General features: G+C 44.8%; 18 protein-coding genes. 11 read left to right on the forward strand and 7 right to left on the reverse strand.

What is annotated here, in order from left to right; all coding sequences use genetic code 11:
* Positions 1 to 103: 103 nt before the first annotated feature.
* Both rsmC and AB4484_RS09955 read right to left on the reverse strand, forming a co-directional pair.
* Positions 104 to 1,126 (reverse strand): 16S rRNA (guanine(1207)-N(2))-methyltransferase RsmC, encoded by a 1,023-nt coding sequence (rsmC, locus tag AB4484_RS09950; protein WP_048612316.1) that lies wholly within the window; start codon positions 1,124 to 1,126, stop codon positions 104 to 106.
* A gap of 110 nt (positions 1,127 to 1,236) precedes the next feature.
* Entirely contained in the window at positions 1,237 to 2,322 is a 1,086-nt protein-coding gene (locus AB4484_RS09955; protein ID WP_017059406.1) for an AI-2E family transporter, read from the reverse strand.
* Positions 2,323 to 2,398: 76 nt separating this feature from the next.
* Here AB4484_RS09955 and AB4484_RS09960 point away from each other — a divergent pair, with 76 nt between their 5' ends.
* Positions 2,399 to 2,524: a hypothetical protein gene (locus tag AB4484_RS09960; protein WP_004734537.1), complete on the forward strand. Its 126-nt coding sequence runs from the start codon at positions 2,399 to 2,401 to the stop codon at positions 2,522 to 2,524.
* A gap of 141 nt (positions 2,525 to 2,665) precedes the next feature.
* Here the strand turns inward: AB4484_RS09960 and hemL are convergent, their stop codons facing one another.
* Entirely contained in the window at positions 2,666 to 3,961 is a 1,296-nt protein-coding gene (gene hemL, locus AB4484_RS09965) for a glutamate-1-semialdehyde 2,1-aminomutase (RefSeq protein WP_010436060.1), read from the reverse strand.
* 296 nt (positions 3,962 to 4,257) lie between these two features.
* Between hemL and erpA the strand changes: the two genes are divergently transcribed.
* From erpA to AB4484_RS09980, 3 genes are all read left to right on the forward strand, one after another.
* Positions 4,258 to 4,599, forward strand: a complete 342-nt coding sequence (gene erpA / locus AB4484_RS09970; RefSeq protein WP_004734539.1) for an iron-sulfur cluster insertion protein ErpA — start codon at positions 4,258 to 4,260, stop codon at positions 4,597 to 4,599.
* 272 nt (positions 4,600 to 4,871) lie between these two features.
* A complete protein-coding gene (locus tag AB4484_RS09975) occupies positions 4,872 to 5,996 on the forward strand; it encodes an efflux RND transporter periplasmic adaptor subunit (protein ID WP_372077846.1) in 1,125 nt (374 codons plus the stop codon).
* A 10-nt stretch (positions 5,997 to 6,006) separates the two neighbouring features.
* Positions 6,007 to 9,096 carry an efflux RND transporter permease subunit gene (locus AB4484_RS09980; RefSeq protein WP_372077849.1) on the forward strand — a complete coding sequence of 1,030 codons (3,090 nt, stop codon included), beginning with the start codon at positions 6,007 to 6,009 and terminating at the stop codon, positions 9,094 to 9,096.
* Between the two features lie 96 nt (positions 9,097 to 9,192).
* Here the strand turns inward: AB4484_RS09980 and AB4484_RS09985 are convergent, their stop codons facing one another.
* A complete protein-coding gene (locus tag AB4484_RS09985; RefSeq protein ID WP_372077852.1) occupies positions 9,193 to 10,482 on the reverse strand; it encodes a peptidoglycan DD-metalloendopeptidase family protein in 1,290 nt (429 codons plus the stop codon).
* A gap of 129 nt (positions 10,483 to 10,611) precedes the next feature.
* Between AB4484_RS09985 and tyrS the strand changes: the two genes are divergently transcribed.
* Together tyrS and AB4484_RS09995 are read left to right on the forward strand one after the other, a co-directional pair.
* Positions 10,612 to 11,799: a tyrosine--tRNA ligase gene (tyrS, locus tag AB4484_RS09990; protein ID WP_372077854.1), complete on the forward strand. Its 1,188-nt coding sequence runs from the start codon at positions 10,612 to 10,614 to the stop codon at positions 11,797 to 11,799.
* Between the two features lie 381 nt (positions 11,800 to 12,180).
* Entirely contained in the window at positions 12,181 to 13,026 is an 846-nt protein-coding gene (locus AB4484_RS09995; protein WP_061038662.1) for a magnesium transporter, read from the forward strand.
* Between the two features lie 110 nt (positions 13,027 to 13,136).
* Here AB4484_RS09995 and dacB read toward each other — a convergent pair whose 3' ends face one another.
* Positions 13,137 to 14,570, reverse strand: coding sequence for a serine-type D-Ala-D-Ala carboxypeptidase (dacB, locus tag AB4484_RS10000; protein WP_372077858.1), 1,434 nt, complete (start codon positions 14,568 to 14,570; stop codon positions 13,137 to 13,139).
* A gap of 104 nt (positions 14,571 to 14,674) precedes the next feature.
* Positions 14,675 to 15,670 (reverse strand): porin, encoded by a 996-nt coding sequence (locus AB4484_RS10005; RefSeq protein ID WP_372077860.1) that lies wholly within the window; start codon positions 15,668 to 15,670, stop codon positions 14,675 to 14,677.
* 513 nt (positions 15,671 to 16,183) lie between these two features.
* On the opposite strand from AB4484_RS10005, the gene greA reads away from it, so the two are divergent.
* Positions 16,184 to 16,657, forward strand: a complete 474-nt coding sequence (gene greA, locus AB4484_RS10010; RefSeq protein ID WP_017059397.1) for a transcription elongation factor GreA — start codon at positions 16,184 to 16,186, stop codon at positions 16,655 to 16,657.
* A gap of 125 nt (positions 16,658 to 16,782) precedes the next feature.
* On the opposite strand, the gene yhbY is transcribed toward greA, so the two are convergent.
* The gene (gene yhbY, locus AB4484_RS10015; RefSeq protein WP_004738252.1) at positions 16,783 to 17,079 is read right to left on the reverse strand and encodes a ribosome assembly RNA-binding protein YhbY; all 297 of its coding nucleotides are present in this window, start codon (positions 17,077 to 17,079) and stop codon (positions 16,783 to 16,785) included.
* Between the two features lie 114 nt (positions 17,080 to 17,193).
* On the opposite strand from yhbY, the gene rlmE reads away from it, so the two are divergent.
* From rlmE to glmM, 4 genes are all read left to right on the forward strand, one after another.
* Positions 17,194 to 17,823: a 23S rRNA (uridine(2552)-2'-O)-methyltransferase RlmE gene (gene rlmE, locus AB4484_RS10020; protein WP_017059396.1), complete on the forward strand. Its 630-nt coding sequence runs from the start codon at positions 17,194 to 17,196 to the stop codon at positions 17,821 to 17,823.
* Positions 17,824 to 17,930: 107 nt separating this feature from the next.
* Positions 17,931 to 19,898 carry an ATP-dependent zinc metalloprotease FtsH gene (gene ftsH, locus AB4484_RS10025; RefSeq protein ID WP_048612308.1) on the forward strand — a complete coding sequence of 656 codons (1,968 nt, stop codon included), beginning with the start codon at positions 17,931 to 17,933 and terminating at the stop codon, positions 19,896 to 19,898.
* Positions 19,899 to 19,986: 88 nt separating this feature from the next.
* Positions 19,987 to 20,817 (forward strand): dihydropteroate synthase, encoded by an 831-nt coding sequence (gene folP, locus AB4484_RS10030; RefSeq protein ID WP_372077864.1) that lies wholly within the window; start codon positions 19,987 to 19,989, stop codon positions 20,815 to 20,817.
* Positions 20,818 to 20,838: 21 nt separating this feature from the next.
* Positions 20,839 to 22,179: a phosphoglucosamine mutase gene (gene glmM, locus AB4484_RS10035; protein ID WP_372077867.1), complete on the forward strand. Its 1,341-nt coding sequence runs from the start codon at positions 20,839 to 20,841 to the stop codon at positions 22,177 to 22,179.
* Positions 22,180 to 22,313: the final 134 nt, after the last annotated feature.

Genomic DNA, 22,313 nt, shown 5'->3' on the forward strand with positions numbered 1-22,313 from the left:
AGTAAGTGGTATTTAAAGCGTGTGCAAAAGCTCATTTTTATAGAGTTTTGACAAAAATATGAACAGACAGCGCAGATAATGACCCTGCGCTGTGCTAGAGAGGTTATTTGTTTGCGTGATAGATCGCGAATTTAGTGGTCTTATTTAGAGTCGCGCATTTTCCAAACGCTTGTTCAATAATTGGAATGTATTTTAAGAAACTGTTCGCAACAATAATCATCTCACCAGAACGCTTCAAATGCTTAGGAGCCTGAGCAAGTAAGGTCTCAGTCGCGCTGTAGCTAGTGTCTAAACCTGAATGGAATGGCGGGTTACTGATGATGAACTGATAGTCTTGTGCAGTATCAGAATAGACATCTGACGCGAAGACTTTACCCGTTAAACCATTCGCTTCTAGCGTTGCTTGGCTTGATGCCACGGCAAATGCACTGATGTCGCACATTTCTAGCTCGATATCTGGGTTACGAGATGCCATTACCGCGCCCAGTACGCCTGCACCACAGCCAAAATCCAGTACCTTGCCTTTTAGTTTTGGCAGAGTATCCAGCAGAAGTTGGCTACCGACATCGAATTGACCGTGACTGAAGACGCCAGGAAGGCTTTTTACCGTCAGAGGTTGTTCATCAATGTTAACCGTGTAGGTCTTAAACCAGTCTTGCAGGTTGAACGCTTGTGGTTGCTCGAAGCATTGACCCCAGTAGAAAGAGCAACGACGCGCTGAATCGTATTTAACAACTTTTCCGTAAGGAGCAAACATCTTCTCGATGCTTTTCACGCCTGAGCGGTTTTCACCAACCACGACGATCTCGGTATCTTTGCCTAGCTTGGCAAATAGCATCGCCAACAAAAATTCCGCTTCTGCTTTGGCTTTTGGCCAGTACAGCATCACTAAGTCGGCTTTGGTCTCTTCAGTAAACTCCGCACCATAAAAACGTTGGATGGTGTTGCAACCCTCCAGTTGACGGTAGTAGCTGTAATTAGAAGTAAACACAGAGACAGATTCACAGTGCTTCGCTAACTCAACAGGGAACAAGTCTTCTGCCTCACCGGCAACTAAAACATGTTTGCCTTCAAAGTAGGCGAGTTGGCGTTGAGCAATCTGGCTTGGGGCAATATAAGCTGACATAGGACACTCTGTTGAATCGTTAGCAAAAAATGAGGGCGGATTTTCGCATAATCCGCCCAAAGCTTGAAGTGTTTAATACTCGTTCGGCAACCAAGTTGTCGAACAGTTGATTAACTCTTGTCTTGCTGGTTTAAAAAGTCCTTAAACTCTTCATCGTAGATGTTGAATAGGACAATGGTAATCGCAAAAATCAATGGTCCGTAGATAAGACCAATTAGGCCAAACAGTTGAATACCACCCAATAGTGAGAAGAAGATCATTAGGGTATTCATGCCTGCACTGCCTTGCATTAGCAGCGGACGCAGAAGGTTATCAATTGAACCCACAATCGCTACACAGTAAACCGTTAGGAAAATCGCCCACGTGGTATCCCCAGTTAGGAATAAGTAGGTTGCAGCTGGGATCCAGATTAATGCGGTACCCACAACTGGGATGAAAGAGGCAAAGCCCATCATTGTACCCCAGAATAGACCAGGGAAACCGGCAATCCACATACCTAAACCGCCGGCAAAACCTTGCGCGATGGCGGTTAAGAATGAGCCCATTACTGCTGATTTAGATACTTGCTCTATCTCTGTTAGAAGTTTGTCTTCTTGGCTGCGAGACAGCGGCAGAATATGACGAACCACACTGATGATTTTGTCGTGATCTCTTAATAAGAAGAACAAAACGAACAGCATCAAGAAGAAATCCATCAAGAAATTGGTCGCGTCACCTAAGATTTTGGCACTGATACCAACTAGCTTAGAACCAAAGCTGGTCGCAAACTCACCGACTTTTTGTGCGATGGCTTGGGGCTCAATGTTGTCGAAAGGCAGGTAGTTATTCACAAATGACAGCGCTTTGACCACTAACGGGTGAGCAAACAGAGTCTGAATGCCACCGTGGGTCACCCATTGGTAAGTATTCTGAGAGAACAGGGAGCCTTGCTGAACAATTGCTGCGAATACTGCCAATAAAGGGATAACAATAATGAAGGTCAGTATGATACAAGACAGCAGAGAGACGATGTTTTCTTTATTCGGGAGCTTTTTTTCAAGCCACTCATGGATTGGGAACATCAATAGTGAAATGATAAAGGCCATCACGATAGAGTTAACGTATGGCTCGATAAGCAAGTAACAAGCATAAGCCGCCGCGAGTAGGGCAATGATGATCACCCAGTGGCTGGAATTGATTTTGAGTTTTTCTGACACGGTAATGGTCTCTATATTTGCGTTCTGAGTTTATAATGGCTGCAAAACAGAGAGTTAGCAATGAGGAGTTTTGATAATGGGATGCTGTAATAAAGATAAGAAATGCCAAGACGAAGAACAGCAAACAAAAAAAGAGATCCCTTGGTTCAGAATGTTCCTTGGTACCTTGATGTTGTTGGTTTTCCTTTTCTGGGAACGTTAATCGCTTTTGGTTCAGCTTTAGCCTTAGTCGACGGCTAAATAAGCTGTCATATTTGTGGCTGGTGAGCGCGATATATAAAAAAGGGCTGCATTTAATGCAGCCCTAAATTCAATCGGTTAGCGACTTATAAAGTGCTCTCGATTATTTGCTTTCAGCAGCAATGATCGCAAGAGAGCGGTCAGCAGCTTCTAGTGTTGCATCAAGTTCTTTTGAACCATGAGCAAGAGAAGTAAAGCTTGCTTCGAATGCTGAAGGTGCAAGGTAAACACCGTGATCTAACATTAGGTGGAAGAAGCGCTTGAAGCGTTCTACATCACACTTAGTTACATCTTCGTAGCACGTCACAGTTTCTTGGTCAGTGAAGAAGAAACCAAACATACCACCAACTTGGTGAACTAGCATTGGGATGCCGTGCTTGTCAGCAAGTTGCTTGAAGCCTTTTGCCAACTGCTTAGTTTTTGAAGCTAGACGCTTTTCGTTGCCTTCTTCTCGTAGAAGGTTCAAACATGCGTAGCCAGCAGCCATTGCAACAGGGTTACCTGAAAGCGTACCCGCTTGGTAAACAGGGCCAGTTGGTGCGATGTATTGCATCACGTCTTTACGACCACCGAAAGCGCCCACAGGCATGCCGCCGCCGATCACTTTACCAAGACACGTTAGGTCTGGCTTGATGTTGTAGTAAGCCTGAGCACAACCTTCAGCAACGCGGAAACCTGTCATTACTTCATCAAAGATTAGCAATGCACCTTCTTGGTCACAGATTTCACGTAGCCCTTCGTGGAAGCCTTCTACAGGAGGGATACAGTTCATGTTGCCCGCTACTGGCTCAACGATGATACAAGCGATCTCGCCTTTGTTTGCTGCGAAGATTTCACGTACTGAATCTAGATTGTTGAAGGTTGCTGTTAGCGTTAGTTTCGCAAAATCAGCCGGTACGCCTGGAGAGCTTGGTTGACCTAAAGTCAGCGCGCCAGAACCTGCTTTTACAAGTAGGCTGTCTGCGTGGCCGTGGTAGCAGCCTTCAAACTTAAGAATCTTGTCACGACCAGTGAAGCCACGAGCTAGACGAATCGCACTCATTGTTGCTTCTGTACCTGAGCTCACCATACGTAGCTGTTCCATTGATGGAACCATCTCAGATACAAGTTCAGCCATCTTGATTTCAGTTTCGGTTGGAGCACCGAAGCTAAGGCCGCGTTGAGCTGCTGCAATCACAGCATCACGAATAACAGCGTGGTTGTGACCAAGGATCATTGGACCCCAAGAGCCAACGTAATCGATATACGCTTTACCATCAGCATCAAAAATAAGTGGGCCATCAGCGCGTTCAACGAAGATTGGAGAACCACCTACGCCATTGAATGCACGAACTGGAGAGTTTACGCCACCAGGAATAGTTTGCTGTGCTTTTTCGTACAGCTCTGCTGATTTGGTCATTGATATATCCTCTTTTGACTGTCGGACCAATTGGCACGCATTGTACCTATCCCTAATCCAACTAGGAATGCTTTCGCCCAGATAATCACCCGAATCTGGTTGTTTTGTGTGGTTACACGTTTTAATTGTTAGATATTGGCGAGTTTACAGCAGTAAAAGGACCGATCCTGTGGTGAATACTTGAACGTTTCAGTCAGGTATTAGATAATCACCAGAATATAAGAAAATACTCAACAACTATGGTCTCGAATTAGATTTGTATCATGTTGTTTTTGACACAGGTAAGAGAGGTTGTCGTGAGCGAAGTAAATATCCCATTGTCTTTTTCTGATGCAGCAGCTACCCGCGTACAAACGCTAATTGCTGAAGAAGAAAACCCAGAACTAAAACTGCGTGTATACATTACAGGTGGTGGTTGTAGCGGTTTCCAATACGGCTTCACATTTGATGAAAAAGTAAATGATGGCGACACTACGATTGTAAACAGCGGTGTAACGCTGGTTGTTGACCCAATGAGCCTACAGTACTTAATGGGCGGCATGGTTGATTACACAGAAGGCCTAGAAGGCGCTCGTTTCTTTGTGAACAACCCGAACGCGACAACAACATGCGGTTGTGGTGCATCATTTAGCGTCTAGCGTGAGCTGAAAAATAGCTTGAGCTCAAAGCTGTATTAGAAACATTTCAAACGCCGAACTTATGTTCGGCGTTTTTGTTTTTACTTAGTAACTTATTACTTTTCAAAGCATTCCTCTCATTTTTAGTACACGGCATATTTTTTAAACTGTCGATAGCGTCCAACTTCGTTGAGGATTGGTCTGTTAAGGTTACCTTTGTGCATAAGGAAGTTGCACATCACGCTATTAAGCCAACTAGCGCGCCTGAATGACATCGGACAAAAGGATTTGTTATGCCCACTCTATTTTCTCACTCACCACTTTTTCAGAAATTGAAGCAGCCGTGGCTGGTTTCTCTGACTCTAGTCGTGTTGTTGTCGATCTGGCTTGGTTTAGGCGTAGGGCAAGCAGAAGAGTCACCTGAAAAAAAGGCGACAGAAATTCCGTTGGCTAAGGTTTCCTTTCAAACATTCACCTCATCACCGACCTTTAAAACGATTGATCTCTATGGAAGAACGGCGCCCGATCGGCATGCTCGTCTAGGTGCAGAAGTCGCGGGCAAGATTGTCAGATTGAACGTTGTTAAGGGGGATATGGTTAAAGCTGGACAAGCCATTGCCCAGATAGATAAGGGTGATTTAGAGATTCAACTAGAGCGAGCCTCGGCTTTATATCGCTTGAAGCAGAAAGAGTTTAAAGCGGCGCAGTCACTGAAGAAAAGAGGGCTGCAAGGCGAAATCGCCTACACCACAGCAGAGGCTTCATTAACAGAAGCAAAAGCCATGATGCGCAATGCGGAATTGGCTTTAAAGAATACTGTCATTACTTCGCCTTTTTCGGGTGTGGTTCAAGACTTAATGGTTGAACTTGGTGACTTTGTTGGGGTTGGCGATCCGGTCGCGGGCGTGATTGATCTCGATCCTCTGGTCATCGAAGCCGATGTCAGTGAACGTCATATCCAGCATTTGTTAGTTAATCAGTCCGCTTTGGTTCGCTTGTTGGGAAGAGAAGAAGCGGAAGGTCGCTTGCGTTATGTTTCTCGAATCTCTTCGGCCTCTACCAATACTTTCCCAATCGAGATTGAAATTGATAATTCCAAAGGCCTATTACCTGCAGGTGTCAGTGCCGAAGTAAAACTCAACCTAGAAACAAGAAACGCAATCAAGATAACACCGGCGATGCTGGCATTGGATGAGGCGGGTAACCTCGGGGTCAAAACGTTGGTTTCAGTCGATGACTCACCAACTGTGAAATTTGTAGGCATTCAGCTAGTGAAGGCAGAACAAGATGGAGTGTGGCTCACGGGTTTAGGTCAACGTGTTGACATCATCACTGTAGGCCAAGGCTTTGTGCGTGATGGTGATTCTGTGATTGCTGTTGAGCAAGGTGCTGAACCCTCAAATGTAACCGCAGAGTAGGAGATTGCCGATGTATTCAATTATTGATGCAGCCTTGTCTCGCGCTCGAACAATGCTTTCCCTTTTGGCGCTTATCTTGGTCGCTGGTGTCGTCACTTATATCACGATCCCCAAAGAATCGAGCCCAGACATTACTATCCCTATTATCTATGTCTCTGTTGGGCACCAAGGTATTTCGCCAACCGATGCCGAACGCTTATTGGTTAGGCCGATAGAGCAAGAGCTGAGGTCGATTGAAGGCGTAAAAGAGATGACAGCAACCGCAGCAGAAGGGCATGCCTCTGTTGTGTTGGAGTTTAATGTCGGCGTCGATCTCACTAAAGCAATGGCCGATGTGCGTGACGCGGTTGACCTGGCTAAACCAAAACTGCCAGAAGACAGTGACGAGCCGACCGTAAATGAGGTGACGCTGGCTTCTGAGCAACCAGTGCTGTCTGTTGTGCTATTCGGTACCGTTCCTGAGCGCACCATAGTGCAAATTGCCCGAGAGCTTGGAGACAAATTAGAAAGCTATCGCCAAATCCTTGAAGTCGATATTGCGGGCGATCGCGATGATATCGTCGAGATCATTGTCGATCCGTTATTGATGGAGAGTTACAGCTTAGATCAAGCGGATATCTATAATCTGATCGCTCTGAACAATCGAGTGGTTGCCGCTGGTTTTGTTGATACGGGTTATGGGCGTTTCTCTGTCAAAGTCCCTTCGGTATTTAATTCCTTAAAAGACGTGCTTGAGTTGCCTATCAAAGTGGATGGCAAGCAGGTGGTCACTTTTGGCGATGTCGCCACGGTTCGTCGAGCGTTTCGAGACCCAGAGAGCTTTGCTCGTTTAGATGGCAAATCTGCGGTGGTGTTGGATATCAAGAAGCGTGCAGGTGAGAACATCATCGAAACGGTTGAACTAGTCAAAGCGGTAATGGCTGGTGCTCAGCAGCAAGCGGAATGGCCCAATAACCTGTTGGTCAAATATACCTGGGATGAATCTAAAGATGTGAAGATCATGCTTAATGATCTGCAAAATAATATTCTATCCGCCATTATTTTGGTGGTGATCGTTATCATCGCGATTCTTGGTGTGCGTACCGCTTTGTTAGTGGGTATTTCCATTCCTGGCTCATTCCTAACCGGGTTATTGGTTCTTTCGGTGTTTGGCTTAACCGTCAACATCGTGGTGTTGTTCTCTTTGATCATGGCGGTGGGTATGTTGGTTGACGGCGCGATTGTGGTGACCGAATTTGCAGACAGGCGAATGCAAGAGGGTGAAGGGCGTAAAGCCGCTTACCGAGATGCGGCGAAACGGATGGCGTGGCCGATAACTGCATCGACTGCCACAACCTTAGCCGCATTTGCTCCGTTACTGTTTTGGCCGGATGTGACTGGCGAATTCATGAAGTTCCTGCCATTAACTCTGATCGCTACGTTAACTGCCTCATTGATTATGGCGCTGTTGTTTGTGCCAGTATTAGGCGGTTTGATTGGCAAACCGCAATACGTATCGTCTCAGAGCCAAGCTCGAATGGTTGCACTGCATAATGGCGACTTTTCACAAGCCACAGGCTTAACCAAGGCGTATTACCACACACTGTCGATTGCGATTAAGCACCCCTTTAAGATTCTTTGTAGTGCGATACTGCTCGCGGTTGCAGTTGGTTTTACTTATTCAAAAGCGGGTCTAGGTGCTGAGTTCTTCCCAGAAGTTGATCCGCCATTCTTTAACGTCAAAGTTCGTTCTCATGGTGATCTTTCTATCCAAGAGAAAGATGTCATCATGCGCGATATTGAACAGATGATGCTTAATCATGACGAGTTCGATACCGTTTACACTCGAACGGGTGGTGACGACCAAATTGGTTTGATCTCGATAACCCCCGTTGATTGGCAATACCGCCGCAGTGTTAAAGCAATTATTGATGAGCTAAAAGTACAGACCGACCAATACGCTGGTGTTGAGATTGAATATAAGTTTCCTGATGCTGGGCCTCCGGTTGAAAATGACTTAGTGATTGAGCTGTCGGCAAGAACGCCAGAGCAACTTAATCAGGCTGCAAAAATTGTGAGAGGTTGGGCTGATGGCAATCAAGCACTGACCAATATCAGTGATACCGCGAGTAAAGACGGCATCGATTGGAAGGTGGATATTCGCCGCGACGATGCTGCGCGTTTTGCAGCTGATGCGACCTTGGTGGGTAATACCGTTCAATTCGTGACTAATGGTCTCAAGATTGGTGATTATCTGCCCGATGACTCTTCAGAAGAGGTCGATATCTTGGTGCGTTACCCGAATGATAAAAGGGATATCGGACGCTTCGACCAGCTGAGAGTCAAAACACCTGCGGGCTTGGTGCCGATCACCAATTTTGCTCAGATTGTTCCCGACCATAAGCAAGATACGATTAAACGCCTCGATGGTAAGCGTGTGGTGAACATCATGGCGGATATGGAAGAGGGTTATAACCTTGCACTCGATCTGCCAAAGATCGAGCAAGCGTTGAGTGAATTAGGGTTACCGAGTAGCGTAGAATTTCGTATCCGTGGGCAAAACGAAGAACAAGAAAACTCTTCAGCCTTTTTACAAAGTGCTTTCTTGGTTGCTTTGGCGGTAATGGCTTTGATTCTGATTACTCAGTTTAATAGTTTCTATCAAGCATTCCTGATTCTGAGTGCGGTGTTGTTCTCAACGGTTGGTGTGTTTGTTGGTCTGCTAATCTTCCAGCGCCCGTTTGGCATCGTGATGTCTGGTATTGGAGTGATTGCACTGGCAGGTATCGTGGTGAACAACAATATCGTGCTGATCGACACCTATAACCAGCTAATCAAAAGAGGCTTGGATAAGCGAGATGCGATTCTAAGAACCGGTGTTCAACGTTTAAGACCTGTAATGCTGACTACGGTCACCACCATTTTAGGCTTAATGCCGATGGTGTTAGAGATGAACATCGACCTGATTAATCAAAAGATAGAATTCGGCGCTCCGAGTACGCAGTGGTGGTCACAACTCGCTACGGCAATTGCCGGGGGCTTAGCTTTTGCGACAGTACTAACCTTGGTACTGACACCATGTCTGTTAATGCTAGGCCGAGACAAGAAGACTGAAAAATAGTAGATGTAGTGGTTCGATGAACATAAAAAAGAGCACCTTGACGGGCGCTCTTTTCGTTGGTTTATATGGCTATTAACCTAATTGGTCGCTAGTAGCTTAATTAGTCGCTAGCAACTGGCCGTATCGCTCAAGGTTATTCAGTCGAATCTCTGAGTTGGCAATAAAGGTTGCTTTTGCTTTGCCCGTTAACGATTTAGATTGAGGCAATTTCACGGTACGCGCATTTTTATGTACGCCATTAACCAAGAATTCATAATGTAAGTGCGGGCCTGTCACACGGCCTGTACCGCCCAAAGTACCAATGGTTTGGCCTTGTTTTACGCGCTGACCAGTTTTCACCATACGTCGCTTCATGTGCAGGTACTTGGTTATGTAGGTGTTGCTATGGCGGATGAACACGTAGTTACCATTGAATTGGTTGTAACCCGACTTCTGAACAATACCGTCACCGGCTGCCCAGATAGGCGTGCCAACAGGAGCTGCGTAGTCAGTGCCGCGGTGAGCTCGAACCTTACCGGTTACTGGGTGTCTCCTGGTAGGATTAAAGTTCGATGTTACGCGACGAAAATCAATTGGTGAGCGCAAGAACGCTTTCTTCATTGCTCGACCATTTTCATCGAAGTAGTTGCCGCTCTTATCATCCAATACCGCGGTAAATGAGTCGCCTTGGTTTTTGAATACGGCTGCCATGATCTTACCGCGACCAACCACTTCACCTTCAACCACTTTCTCTTGGTATAAGATTTTGAAGTTGTCGTTCTTACGAATATCTAACGCAAAGTCGATATCCCAACCGAAGATGCCCGCCAGTTCCATAATTTGGTTTGCGGTTAAACCTGCGCTTACGCCAGCGTTCCAGAAGTTAGAGGTGATGTTGGCCTCGGCATAATTGTATTGGTATGCCACTTCTTTTTTGTCGAAACTTGATGAGAAAGAATCGCCAGACTTAGTGATCTTGAAGCTTTCAAACGCACTAAGTTGTCGTTTTAACTGAATAAGGTCGTTGTTTTCATCAAAGCCGAACTGCAAGACATCACCAGGTCTTAGATTAGACAGCTGCTTCTTAATATCATTATTGGTATTGAGTAGCGTGATCAGCAGGCGGTATGAGAGGCCTATACGTTCAAATAAAACAGAGGTGCTTTCGCCAGAGCGAACGGTGTATTTCTCCCAATTGAGCACTGCCGTCGGTGGAGCGTCACTTGAGCTAATAAGCGCAGAGGCGTTGATAGTCAGTGGGTAATGTTTTCCCACAACTAAAGCGCCCGAATCGTCACGCAAACTGTTGACGTCGGGGAGTAAGAAAATCGCGACGAAAATTATGGCACTAAAAAATGCGATAAAAGCCCGGTGCAAAATAGGAAGGCGTGCAAAAATAGACAACATGTTCCGGTTCGTTCTGTAAATATTATGAAAATCGACGACGGAATAGTGTAACTGGTTTCAAAATACATCGCTATTCAAGTAAGATGTCTAATTAATGTATTTTTGCCAAATCTGTGGGAGTGAACAAGAATGGCGAGTATTGAAGCTGCACTAGCCGAGATCAAACGTGGCGTAGAAGAACTGATTCCAGAAGACGAACTGATTGCAAAACTAAAAGAAGGTCGTCCTTTACGCATTAAGCTGGGTGCCGATCCAACAGCTCCAGATATCCACCTAGGCCATACGGTTATCTTTAACAAGCTTCGTGCTTTCCAAGAGCTTGGTCATGAAGTGACATTCCTTATCGGTGATTTCACTGCAATGGTTGGTGACCCATCAGGTAAAAACTCAACACGTCCACCGCTAAGCCGCGAAGACGTATTGAAGAATGCTGAAACTTACAAAGAGCAAGTATTCAAGATTCTAGATCCTGCGAAAACGCAAATTCGTTTCAACTCTGAATGGTTATCTGAGCTTGGCGCTGAAGGCATGATTCGTCTTGCTTCTAACCAAACTGTTGCTCGTATGCTTGAGCGTGATGACTTCAAAAAGCGTTACGCTGGTGGTCAACCAATCGCAATCCACGAATTCATGTACCCACTTCTACAAGGTCACGACTCTGTTGCACTAGAGAGCGACGTTGAGCTTGGCGGTACTGACCAGAAGTTTAACCTTCTAATGGGTCGTGAACTGCAAAAAGCAGCAGGTCAAAAACCACAAGCGGTACTGATGATGCCACTACTTGTTGGTCTAGACGGCGTTAAGAAGATGTCTAAGTCTGCGCATAACTACATCGGTATTAGCGAAGCACCAAGCGAGATGTTTGGTAAGATCATGTCTATCTCTGACGATCTAATGTGGAGCTACTACGAGCTGCTGTCTTTCCGTCCTCTTGAAGAAGTTGCGGAACTGAAAGCTGGCGTTGATGCAGGTAAGAACCCGCGTGACGTTAAAGTGCTTCTTGCTAAAGAGATCATTGCTCGTTTCCACAGTGAAGCTGATGCTGAAGCGGCTGAGCAAGAGTTCATTAACCGTTTTGCTAAGAACCAAGTTCCTGATGAAATGCCAGAATTTGAATTCGAAGCAGGCCTGCCAATTGCGAACGTTCTAAAAGAAGCAGGTCTTGTAAACTCGACTTCTGATGCGATGCGTATGATCAAGCAAGGCGCGGCTAAGCTTGAAGGCGAGAAGATTGAAGACAGCAAATTCGTACCTGAAGCAGGTACTGCCGTTTACCAAGTAGGTAAGCGTAAGTTTGCTCGTATTACTATTAAGTAATAATGCACATCAATGATTGACCCAAAGGCATCCACGGATGCCTTTTTTATTGACTTAAAATTGACGAAACTTTGAAACGCCTATTGCTACACTATGCGCGCTGTCAAATTGACAGTAATTCTGGAGATTTTTATGAACAATACCGACCATCCTCCTAGTTTGAATGGAGAAGAATAACCTGTCTCGGTATTGATCTATTGTCCTGCCGTTCAGGTAGGGTATCTTTGTTTTCCCCCGCATTCTTTTCCACACACTAGATTCTAACAAGTAGACACATCAGTAGCTTTCAGCTCTTGGTGCGCTTAGCTGCACGCTCTTGGTGTATTAGCTATAGGCTATTTGTTTTGATGGTCGTTACCTTTGCCAATCGGGAGATTCGCCATGACGGTAATGAACAACACTTTTTTATCTATTGAAGCTCTGTACTCAGAGCAAGACATCCAAGCTGTATCGAATGCATTTCAACAGTACGGACGTGAACAACAAATTAACCTTTTGAACCGAATGCCGCTTGAAGATGCGGTGCTAGTGCTGGGGCAATGCTCTCTTAGTACGATTCAGACTTTACTTAGTGAGCTAGAAGAGCTGGGCTTTGAGAAGCGTTCTCGACATCTAGCTCACCAACTAGGGCTGATCTACTCAGAGGTAGAACCTCAGCAGGGCTACCTTTCTACTGGCGTCATGAGCCACGTTAGGCAGCGTATCGGTTGGATTATTGCGTTAGCACTATTGGGAATCGTCTCAGGGCTTATCATTGCTCAGTATGAAGACATTCTCAGTCAGTTGGTACTTTTGGCAATCTACATGCCGGTAATTGCTGCTGCTGGTGGTAACACCGGAACACAAGCCGCGACTTTGGTGATTAGAGCCTTAGCCACCGGTGAGTTGAAAAAACGCCAATGGGCTAACGTTCTGTGGAAAGAGTTTAGAGTTGCTATTTGTCTAGCTCTAGCGATTGCTGTAGTGATGATTGGACGTATTTTGCTATTCAGTGAAAACCAATCGACAGGTGGCTATGACATCAACATGATTGCGTTAGCGATTGCGGTCGCGCTGTTTATTCAGGTGACCATATCTACCGTACTCGGCGGAGGGTTACCGATAGTTGCTAGGCTATTTAAGCTTGATCCAGCGGTGTTAGTGAGCCCTGTGCTTGCTTCGATAGTGGATATCTCAGGAATGTGGATCTACTTCACTGTCGTGAACTCATTCCTAGGAATCGCTTAAAAGCTGATAAAAATAGCTAAATACATCTGAGAAACAAAAATGGCGCTGAAGATTGAGAGTCTTCAGCGCCATTTTTATTGTTTAAGTAGAAGTTTACACAGAGCTAAGCATTACTTAGATTTGCTTTGTGTTTGACTGAACTCGACCACATCTTTGTAGAAAGCACGCTCAAACTGGGTGATAGGTGCTTCTACTGGTTTGTTTGGATCTTGTTCTTCAGGGAAGTAATCACGGACAAATTGCACAAACAGAGAGTTTGGTTTTCCCGCTTTATCTAATCCGTATCCCGCCATGTTGTAACTGCCGTATAGAGAACCACTTTTGGCGATAATGTTGCCTTGAATCGGTGCTTTTCTCATGCTTTGACGGTATTTGAGCGTTCCATCAGTGCCAGATGTAGGCATAGCCTCAATCAGGTTGAGCTGTTGATCGTTTTCCCAGATATAACGAAGCACTTGAGCCATGGTCTGTGACCTCATTCGGTTATTTCTAGATAGCCCTGAACCATCGACGAGCTGCGCTTTACTGAGGTCAATATTAGCCTTGGTTAGCAATATCTGCTTTATCGCTTCAGTACCGTTATTGAAACTGCCTGGTTGAACATAAAATGTCGCTCCTAGCGTTTTAGTTAGATTATCTGCGATAAGGTTATCTGACTTCTTGAGCATGATATCGAGCAGTTCAGGAAGCTTTTCTGAGTTGTGACTAGCGACTAACGTGGTTTTGTCTGCTTTAGTTTTTTTACCAATAATCACATCACCTTTTACTTCGATTTTCAGTTCTTTGAGAAGCGATGTAACGACTTGATAGGTGTAAAGCTCAGGATTTTGAATCGCGAACTTGAGTGGCAGTGGCTTTTTACGTTCAACTAAGCAACCAGAGAGCTTGTAAGTGTTATCTGGTGTCGTGATGAGCTCCAAGTCGCATTGTGTTGCCTTCTGCCCAGAGCGAGTTACCGTGGAAGCGGTGGTCGTCACGTCTATCGGATAGTGAGCGGGAATATAAACGCGTGTCGCACCATTATCTTTTGTATAAATAGAGGCTTGTGCGCAGTTGCTGTCTAAGGTCATTGCACTAGAAGGCGCGCTGTAACAAACCCCTAGAATGTCCCAAGGCCAACCCACCGCTCGCTGATAGCCCGTAAAAGTCGAGTTATCTAGGTATAAGTTGCCTTTGATGGTTCTGGATTGAGATTTTGCGTATTGAGCTAAAAGACTTTTAAGCTGTTCTCGTTGCAGCGTTGGGTCGCCACTAAATGAAATGATTGAGTCATTCCCTGAACGAGCAATGCTGGTCGTGTAGTGAAAGTCATTCCCTAACTCCAACTTAGCCGCCAAAGCAGTCACCAGCTTTAAAGTACTAGCGGGTGGATAGAAGCCATCAATGTTGGAATTCATTTTGTTTGAATCGCCTTTCAGGGATTCCAAAATTACACTGGTGCTACTGCCATCAGGCAGTTTATCTAGAGGGGGGTAAGCGAAAGCGTTAACTGAGAAAGCGCTAATGGAAAAACTACATACAAGTAGTGTGGATAGAAGGCGCATAGAAGATTTCTTGGATGGCTGATGTTTTCAGTATACAGATATAAAAAACGCCCGCTAGATAGCGGGCGTTTTGATTCTAGATAACAAGGATACTTGTTAACAGATTAGAATGCGTATTTTAGACCTAGACGTAGAGTGTCTTCTGCGTCTTTAGCACCACTAGTGCTTTCGTCCATGTTGTTTAGCATGTAAGCAACGTAAGCATTTAGGTTTTTGTTAAATGCGTAATCACCAGTGACCTCGAAGAAATCACTTTTATCAATAGTTTGACCAATTACATCTTGCTCAGTTTTTTGGTATGCACCCATTAGAGTGAAGCCGTTACCAAAGCCGTAAGTCGCGGCAAATTCCATACCGTTGAAGTCAGAACTTGTCTTATCGTTTGTTTCACCTGTAGTGTATGTACCTGCTAGGTATAGAGAGTCAAGCGTGTAGTTCACACCAGCGATGATAGCGTTGCCAGAACCTGCACCAACAGTATCACCGTTATCACCAGCAGAGTAACCAAGACCGAAGCCTAGACCCATTGGCAGAGTGTAGATACCAGAAACACCGTAAGCGTCAGTATCTTTCTCTTCACCAGCAACGAAACTTGCTTTTACTGTTAGCGCGTCAAATTCGCCAGTGTAAAGGATGGTGTTGTTGATTTGCTCGTTACCAGCGTTGATGAATTCTTTTTGAGCACCAGTAAATGTCGTTACATCAGACATTTGAGAGATTTGTACTGCTGCTGTATCTTGGCGACCAAATGATACTGCACCGAAATCACCTTGAAGACCAGCAAACATGTAACGCTGTTTGAAGTCTTCATTAGCAGTGTTGTCGCTTGAAGAGTTCACTGTTTGCTCAGCTTCGTAGAAACCGAAGCCGCTTAGTGATTCGTTGATTTCTGTAGTACCGCCAACATTTAGACGGAAACGGCTGTTGTTAGCCATTGTACCTTCAATTTCGTCACCACCGTTACCAATGAAATCACCACGGAATTCCGCGCGACCACCAACGTTTAGTTCTGTGCCATCTTGGCTGTATACGTTTGCTGCATTTGCGCCAGCTGATACTGTTGCCGCTACTGCTAGAGCGATCAGAGTCTTGTTGTTCATGTTATTAATTCCTAATTACTGTCCATAGAAGTTTTATCAAGGATTTGAACCCTTTTGTGTATTGCCTGTATTAATCAGGCTTCATAATCATGATTAGAACAGAAGTCTGAAAAATGCCAGTGCAATCCATGGGTTACTTTTTACCTCTAAAGTTCCATAGTCAGTTAGTAAAATGATATAAAACTAAAAAATGAACACTGTTTTATTATATCTATTGTTGTTTAAGTGCATGTTTTAAATTGATTTTTATAAAAGTGTGATCTGTGTTTATTTTGTTTGTTTTTTGTTTTTTTAGGTATTTAACTCTCTACTTATTGATAGGGGAGTTATTATTCATTTTTGTGATATCTGTAATTTAGACCTAGATAAAGCTTTTATAACGCAAAGTGGAATAAAGGTGATTTAGCCATAAAGTTTGTTTACACTAAGCCAAATCGTTTTGTTTCTATCACCCAATAAATGCGTTGGGTGTATTTATGTTGGCCAAAGAAAGCTTTGGCATAGAGGTAAAAAATGGAAAAGGTTCCAATGACAGTACGTGGCGCTCAGCAGCTACGTGACGAATTAGATCGCCTACTTAAGCTACGCCCTGTTATCTCAGCAGCTATTGGTGAAGCACGTGAACTAGGTGACCTGAAAGAGAATGCTGAATACCACGCTGCTCGTGAAGAGCAGGGTATTTGTGAAGCTCAGATCCGTGATATTGAATATAAGCTATCACTGGCTCAGATCATCGATGTAACGCAAATGGATAATACGGGCAAGATTATCTTTGGTACGACAGTGACGCTGATTGATGTGGATACCGATGATGAGTTCCGCTACCAAATCGTTTCAGAAGACGAAGCAGACATCAAAACGGGTCGTATTTCTGTGAAATCGCCAATTGCTCGCGGCCTTATCGGTAAAATGGAAGGCGACGAAGTCATGATCTCTACCCCTGGTGGTGACAAAGACTTCGAAATTGACAAAGTAGAATATATCTAATTGAATTTTCTTTGTTTCTGATAAGTAAAAAGGTCGCTAAATGCGACCTTTTTCGTTTCTCACGCTACACTAAAAGATAAACGCTGTGGCTTCCTATAAGTGAAGTTAGCTTATATTAAGCTCGCTTATTTACGTGGAATCTCGATTTTACGTGCTTCTGACTGACGGAACAGTACTAGAACTTTACCGATAGTCTGTACTTTCTCAGCTTTAGTCTCACGTACAATTGCATCGATAATCAGTTGCTTAGTCTCACGGTCTTCTGATGCAACTTTAATCTTGATCAGTTCGTGGTGGTCTAGAGCTAATTCGATTTCCGCTAGAACAGCTTCAGTAAGTCCATTTGCGCCCATTAGCACAACAGGTTTTAAACTGTGAGCTAGGCCCTTTAGATGCTGCTTTTGTTTGGTACTTAGGTTCATTACGCGGCCAATTTTCTTTACTATTAGGGTTGAAAAAACCTATTTTAACGCCATCTAAAGCTGAAGACTATAATTTATTCAGCAATTAGTACTTTCCTCCAATTTAGGTATCCAATGAGCAAACAGAAACACTCGGCCAGTTCAGGCCGTTGGTTGAAGGAACACTTCGACGACAAGTACGCAAATGAAGCAAGAAAGAAAGGCTATCGTTCACGTGCTTATTTCAAAATGGAAGAGATTCAAACGAAAGATAAATTGCTGTCTCCTGGGATGACCATTGTGGATTTGGGTGCAGCACCTGGCGGTTGGTCTCAATATGCTGCTAAGATTGTTGGAGACAACGGACAAATCATTGCGTGTGACTTGTTACCAATGGACCCGATTGCTGGTGTTAGCTTTTTACAAGGCGATTTCCGCGAAGAAGCTGTGCTAGATGCCTTGTTGGAACGTATACAACCAAACATGGTTGATGTCGTGATGTCAGATATGGCACCTAATATAGCCGGCAACAATTCTGTGGATCAGCCAAGAGCTATGTATTTAGTTGAATTAGCTTTGGATATGTGTCGACAAGTTCTAGCTACCAATGGTAGTTTTGTTGTAAAAGTATTCCAAGGCGAAGGGTTTGACCAATACGTTAAGGACGTCCGCGAGATGTTTAAAACAGTAAAAGTTAGAAAACCCGACTCTTCTCGAGCTCGATCTCGTGAAGTGTTTATCGTAGCCACTGGTTACAAAGGTTAACGATTCTCTTTCAAGAGTGAGAGTTAACAACATGGCTACAGGTTACAAACTGTAGTACCCTACCTTTAATTACAATTAGTTATCGAGAGGCTTACACCTTGAGTGACATGGCAAAAAATTTAATTCTGTGGCTTGTTATCGCGGTAGTGTTGATGTCGGTATTCCAGAGCTTCGGCCCTGGGGAAAGTAACGGCAGAGCAGTAGATTACACCACGTTTGTACAGGAAGTTGGCCAAGGCCAGATTCAAGACGCACAGTTCAATAACAGCGAAATCACTTTCACACGTCGTGGTGGTGGTTCTAAGTATGTAACTTACATGCCTGTTTATGATCAAAAGCTTCTTGATGACTTAATTAATCAAAACGTAAAAGTTCAGGGTACACCACCTGAAGAGCAGAGCCTGCTTGGCACTATCTTCATCTCATGGTTCCCAATGATCTTACTGATTGGTGTGTGGATTTTCTTCATGCGTCAAATGCAAGGCGGCGGCGGCGGTAAAGGCGCGATGTCTTTCGGTAAGAGTAAAGCTCGAATGATGAGCGAAGAACAAATCAAAACGATGTTTGCTGATGTTGCTGGTTGTGACGAAGCAAAAGAAGACGTGAAAGAGCTTGTGGATTACCTTCGTGACCCAAGCCGCTTCCAAAAGCTAGGTGGTAAGATCCCGACAGGTATCCTGTTGGTTGGTCCTCCTGGTACCGGTAAAACATTGCTTGCAAAAGCGATTGCCGGTGAAGCGAAAGTACCGTTCTTTACTATCTCTGGTTCTGACTTCGTTGAAATGTTTGTTGGTGTTGGTGCATCTCGTGTGCGTGACATGTTCGAACAAGCGAAGAAAGCAGCACCTTGTATCATCTTTATCGATGAAATCGATGCTGTAGGTCGTCAACGTGGCGCGGGTGTTGGTGGTGGTCACGATGAACGTGAACAAACACTGAACCAAATGCTGGTTGAGATGGATGGTTTCGAAGGTAACGAAGGTATTATCGTTATCGCTGCGACTAACCGTCCAGACGTACTAGACCCTGCATTACTTCGTCCTGGTCGTTTTGACCGTCAAGTTGTGGTTGGTCTACCGGATGTACGTGGTCGTGAACAGATTCTTAAAGTACACATGCGTAAAGTGCCACTATCAGGTGATGTTGAACCATCACTGATTGCTCGTGGTACTCCAGGCTTCTCTGGTGCAGATCTTGCGAACCTTGTGAACGAAGCGGCGCTATTTGCTGCTCGTGGTAACAAGCGCAATGTATCTATGGTTGAGTTTGAACTTGCGAAAGACAAAATTATGATGGGTGCAGAGCGCCGTTCAATGGTTATGTCTGAAGAAGTAAAAGAGTCAACGGCTTACCACGAAGCGGGTCACGCAATTGTTGGTCGTTTGGTGCCGGAGCACGATCCAGTGTACAAGGTGTCAATCATTCCACGTGGTCGTGCGCTTGGTGTAACTATGTATCTACCTGAGCAAGACCGCGTAAGCATGTCTCGCCAACATCTAGAATCAATGATCTCTAGCTTGTACGGTGGTCGTCTTGCTGAAGAACTTATCTACGGTAAAGACAAAGTTTCGACTGGTGCGTCTAACGATATCGAACGTGCAACTGATATTGCTCGTAAGATGGTAACGCAGTGGGGCTTCTCTGAAAAACTGGGTCCTCTTCTATATGCTGAAGAAGAAGGCGAAGTTTTCCTAGGTCGCGGTATGAGCCAAGCGAAACATGTTTCTGACGATACGACTAAGCTGATCGATGAAGAAATTCGTATTCTAATCGACCGCAACTATGCTCGTGCGAAGCAAATTCTTGAAGAGAACATGGATATCATGCACTCGATGAAAGACGCGCTAATGAAGTTTGAAACGATTGATGCAGGTCAGATTGATGACTTGATGGAACGTAAAGACGACATTCGTGAGCCAGCTGGTTGGGGTGATCAGGCGAAAGCAGAACCTGCAAAGGAAGAAGCTAAACCTGAAGCGAAATCAGAAGAAGCAACAGCCGAACCAAAAGCTGAAGAGTCGAAAGTTGAAGAAGTTAAATCTGAAACAGATGATGCTCAAAACAAAGATTCTTAATTGCTAAGCTTTAAATTAAAACCCTGAGTACGCTCAGGGTTTTTCTGTTTCTAGCCCAAGATGTTTTTACCTTTAAGACCCGCCTTCCATGATATTAAAAGCACATAATAAAACGCTCGTTTTAGACCGCCCACATGTGATGGGTATCCTCAATGTTACGCCTGACTCTTTCTCTGATGGCGGAAAATTCAATTCATTAGATAATGCTTTACTGCAAGCAGAGCGAATGATTCAAGCTGGTGTTAGCATTATTGACATTGGTGGTGAATCAACTCGCCCGGGAGCGCCTGACGTTCCTTTAGAAGAAGAGCTCGCTCGCGTTATTCCTGCCATTAAAGCAATTCGCGCCAAGTTCGATGTGTGGATCTCTATTGATACCAGTAAAGCTGAAGTGATGCGCCAAGCCGTTGAAGCAGGGGCTGATTTGATCAATGATGTGCGCGCACTGCAAGAGCCCGGAGCTTTAGAGGCGGCGGCCGATGCTAATGTGCCAGTTTGCCTGATGCACATGAAAGGTCAGCCAAGAACTATGCAAGCCAACCCAAATTACGATGATGTTCTAACGGATGTTGAAGCGTTCTTAAAAGAAAGGGTGGAGGCCTGTGAGGCTGTTGGTATATCAAAAGAGCAGCTGATTCTGGATCCTGGCTTTGGTTTTGGTAAAACTATTGAGCATAATTACCACCTATTAGCGCACCTTGAAAAATTTCACAGTCTTGGATTGCCAGTCTTAGCGGGGATGTCGAGAAAGTCGATGATCTTTAAGCTACTAGACAAAGCCCCAGCAGATTGCATGGTAGCTAGCGTCACTTGCGCTACTATCGCTGCAATCAAAGGCGCACAAATTATTCGCGTTCACGATGTTGAAGATACATTGGAAGCGATGAAGATAATCGAAGTGATGAATAACAATCACTAATCATAATTAAGGGAAATCAATATGTCTGATAAGAGACGTTACTTCGGCACAGATGGTGTACGTGGCAAAGTTGGCCAGTACCCGATTACACCTGATTTTGTTCTGAAGCTTGGCTGGGCTGCGGGTCGTGTTCTTGCGAAGCAAGGCACAAAGAAAGTCATTATTGGTAAAGATACTCGTATCTCTGGCTACATGCTTGAGTCTGCGCTAGAAGCTGGCCTTGCTGCTGCAGGTCTTCAGGCTACGTTTACTGGCCCAATGCCAACACCTGCTGTTGCTTACCTAACTCAAACCTTCCGCGCTGAAGCGGGTATTGTTATCTCTGCATCGCACAACCCATACTACGATAACGGTATCAAGTTCTTCTCTTCTGAGGGAACAAAACTGCCGGACGATATCGAGTTGGCGATTGAAGCAGAATTGGATAAAGACATCGAATGTGTTGATTCCTTCGAGCTTGGTAAAGCAGTACGCTTGAACGATGCCGCTGGTCGTTACATCGAGTTCTGTAAAAGTACGTTCCCGCATAACATGACACTAGCTGGCATGAAGATCGTTATCGATTGTGCACATGGTGCGACTTACCACATTGCGCCTGCTGTATTTAAAGAGCTTGGTGCTGAGGTTGTTGCGATTGGTGTTGAGCCAAACGGTACTAACATTAACCACGAAGTCGGTGCGACGGATGTACGTGCTCTGCAAGCAAAAGTGGTTGAAGAGAAAGCGGCATTAGGCCTTGGCTTTGATGGTGATGGTGACCGTATCATCATGGTTGACGAGCTAGGCAACAAAGTGGATGGTGACCAAATTGCTTACATCATTGCTCGTGATGCACTACGTCGCGGTGAGTTGAAAGGCGGCGTTGTTGGTACACTAATGACCAACCTTGGTATGGAAAACGGCCTTAAGCAGTTAGGTATTCCGTTTGTTCGTGCTGCTGTTGGTGACCGTTACGTGATGGAGCAGCTTCTTGCTAAAGGCTGGAAGATCGGTGCTGAAAACTCGGGGCACGTTATCCTACTAGATAAAGTGACGACGGGTGATGCTATCGTTGCTGCTCTACAAGTGTTGGCTTCAGTTGTTGATAGTGAAATGACACTGAATGAGCTGTCTCAGGGCATGATGTTATACCCTCAAGTTCTAGAAAACGTTCGTTTCAGCGGAGATTCAAACCCATTGGAAGCCGAAGCGGTAAAAGCAGCGGTTGTTGAAGTAGAAGCTGAGCTTGGCGAGAAAGGTCGTGTGCTATTACGTAAGTCTGGTACCGAGCCACTACTGCGTGTCATGGTTGAAGGCGAAGATGCAGAGCTTGTTCAAGCGTCTGCGCTTAAGATTGCAGATGCAGTAAAAGCAAACTGCTAATTTAACCTTTTACTTAGCCGGCGCAACGAATAGCGCCTGTGATTAGAAGTGATTGAGTTATATCACGGTCAAAAGAGACGTAAATGAGTTTTGTGTCGCTTTTGACCTTTTTTTGACCATTCACTTGGTAAAGG

The organism is Vibrio sp. 10N.261.46.A3, from assembly GCF_041472995.1.
Lineage (GTDB): Bacteria > Pseudomonadota > Gammaproteobacteria > Enterobacterales > Vibrionaceae > Vibrio > Vibrio coralliirubri.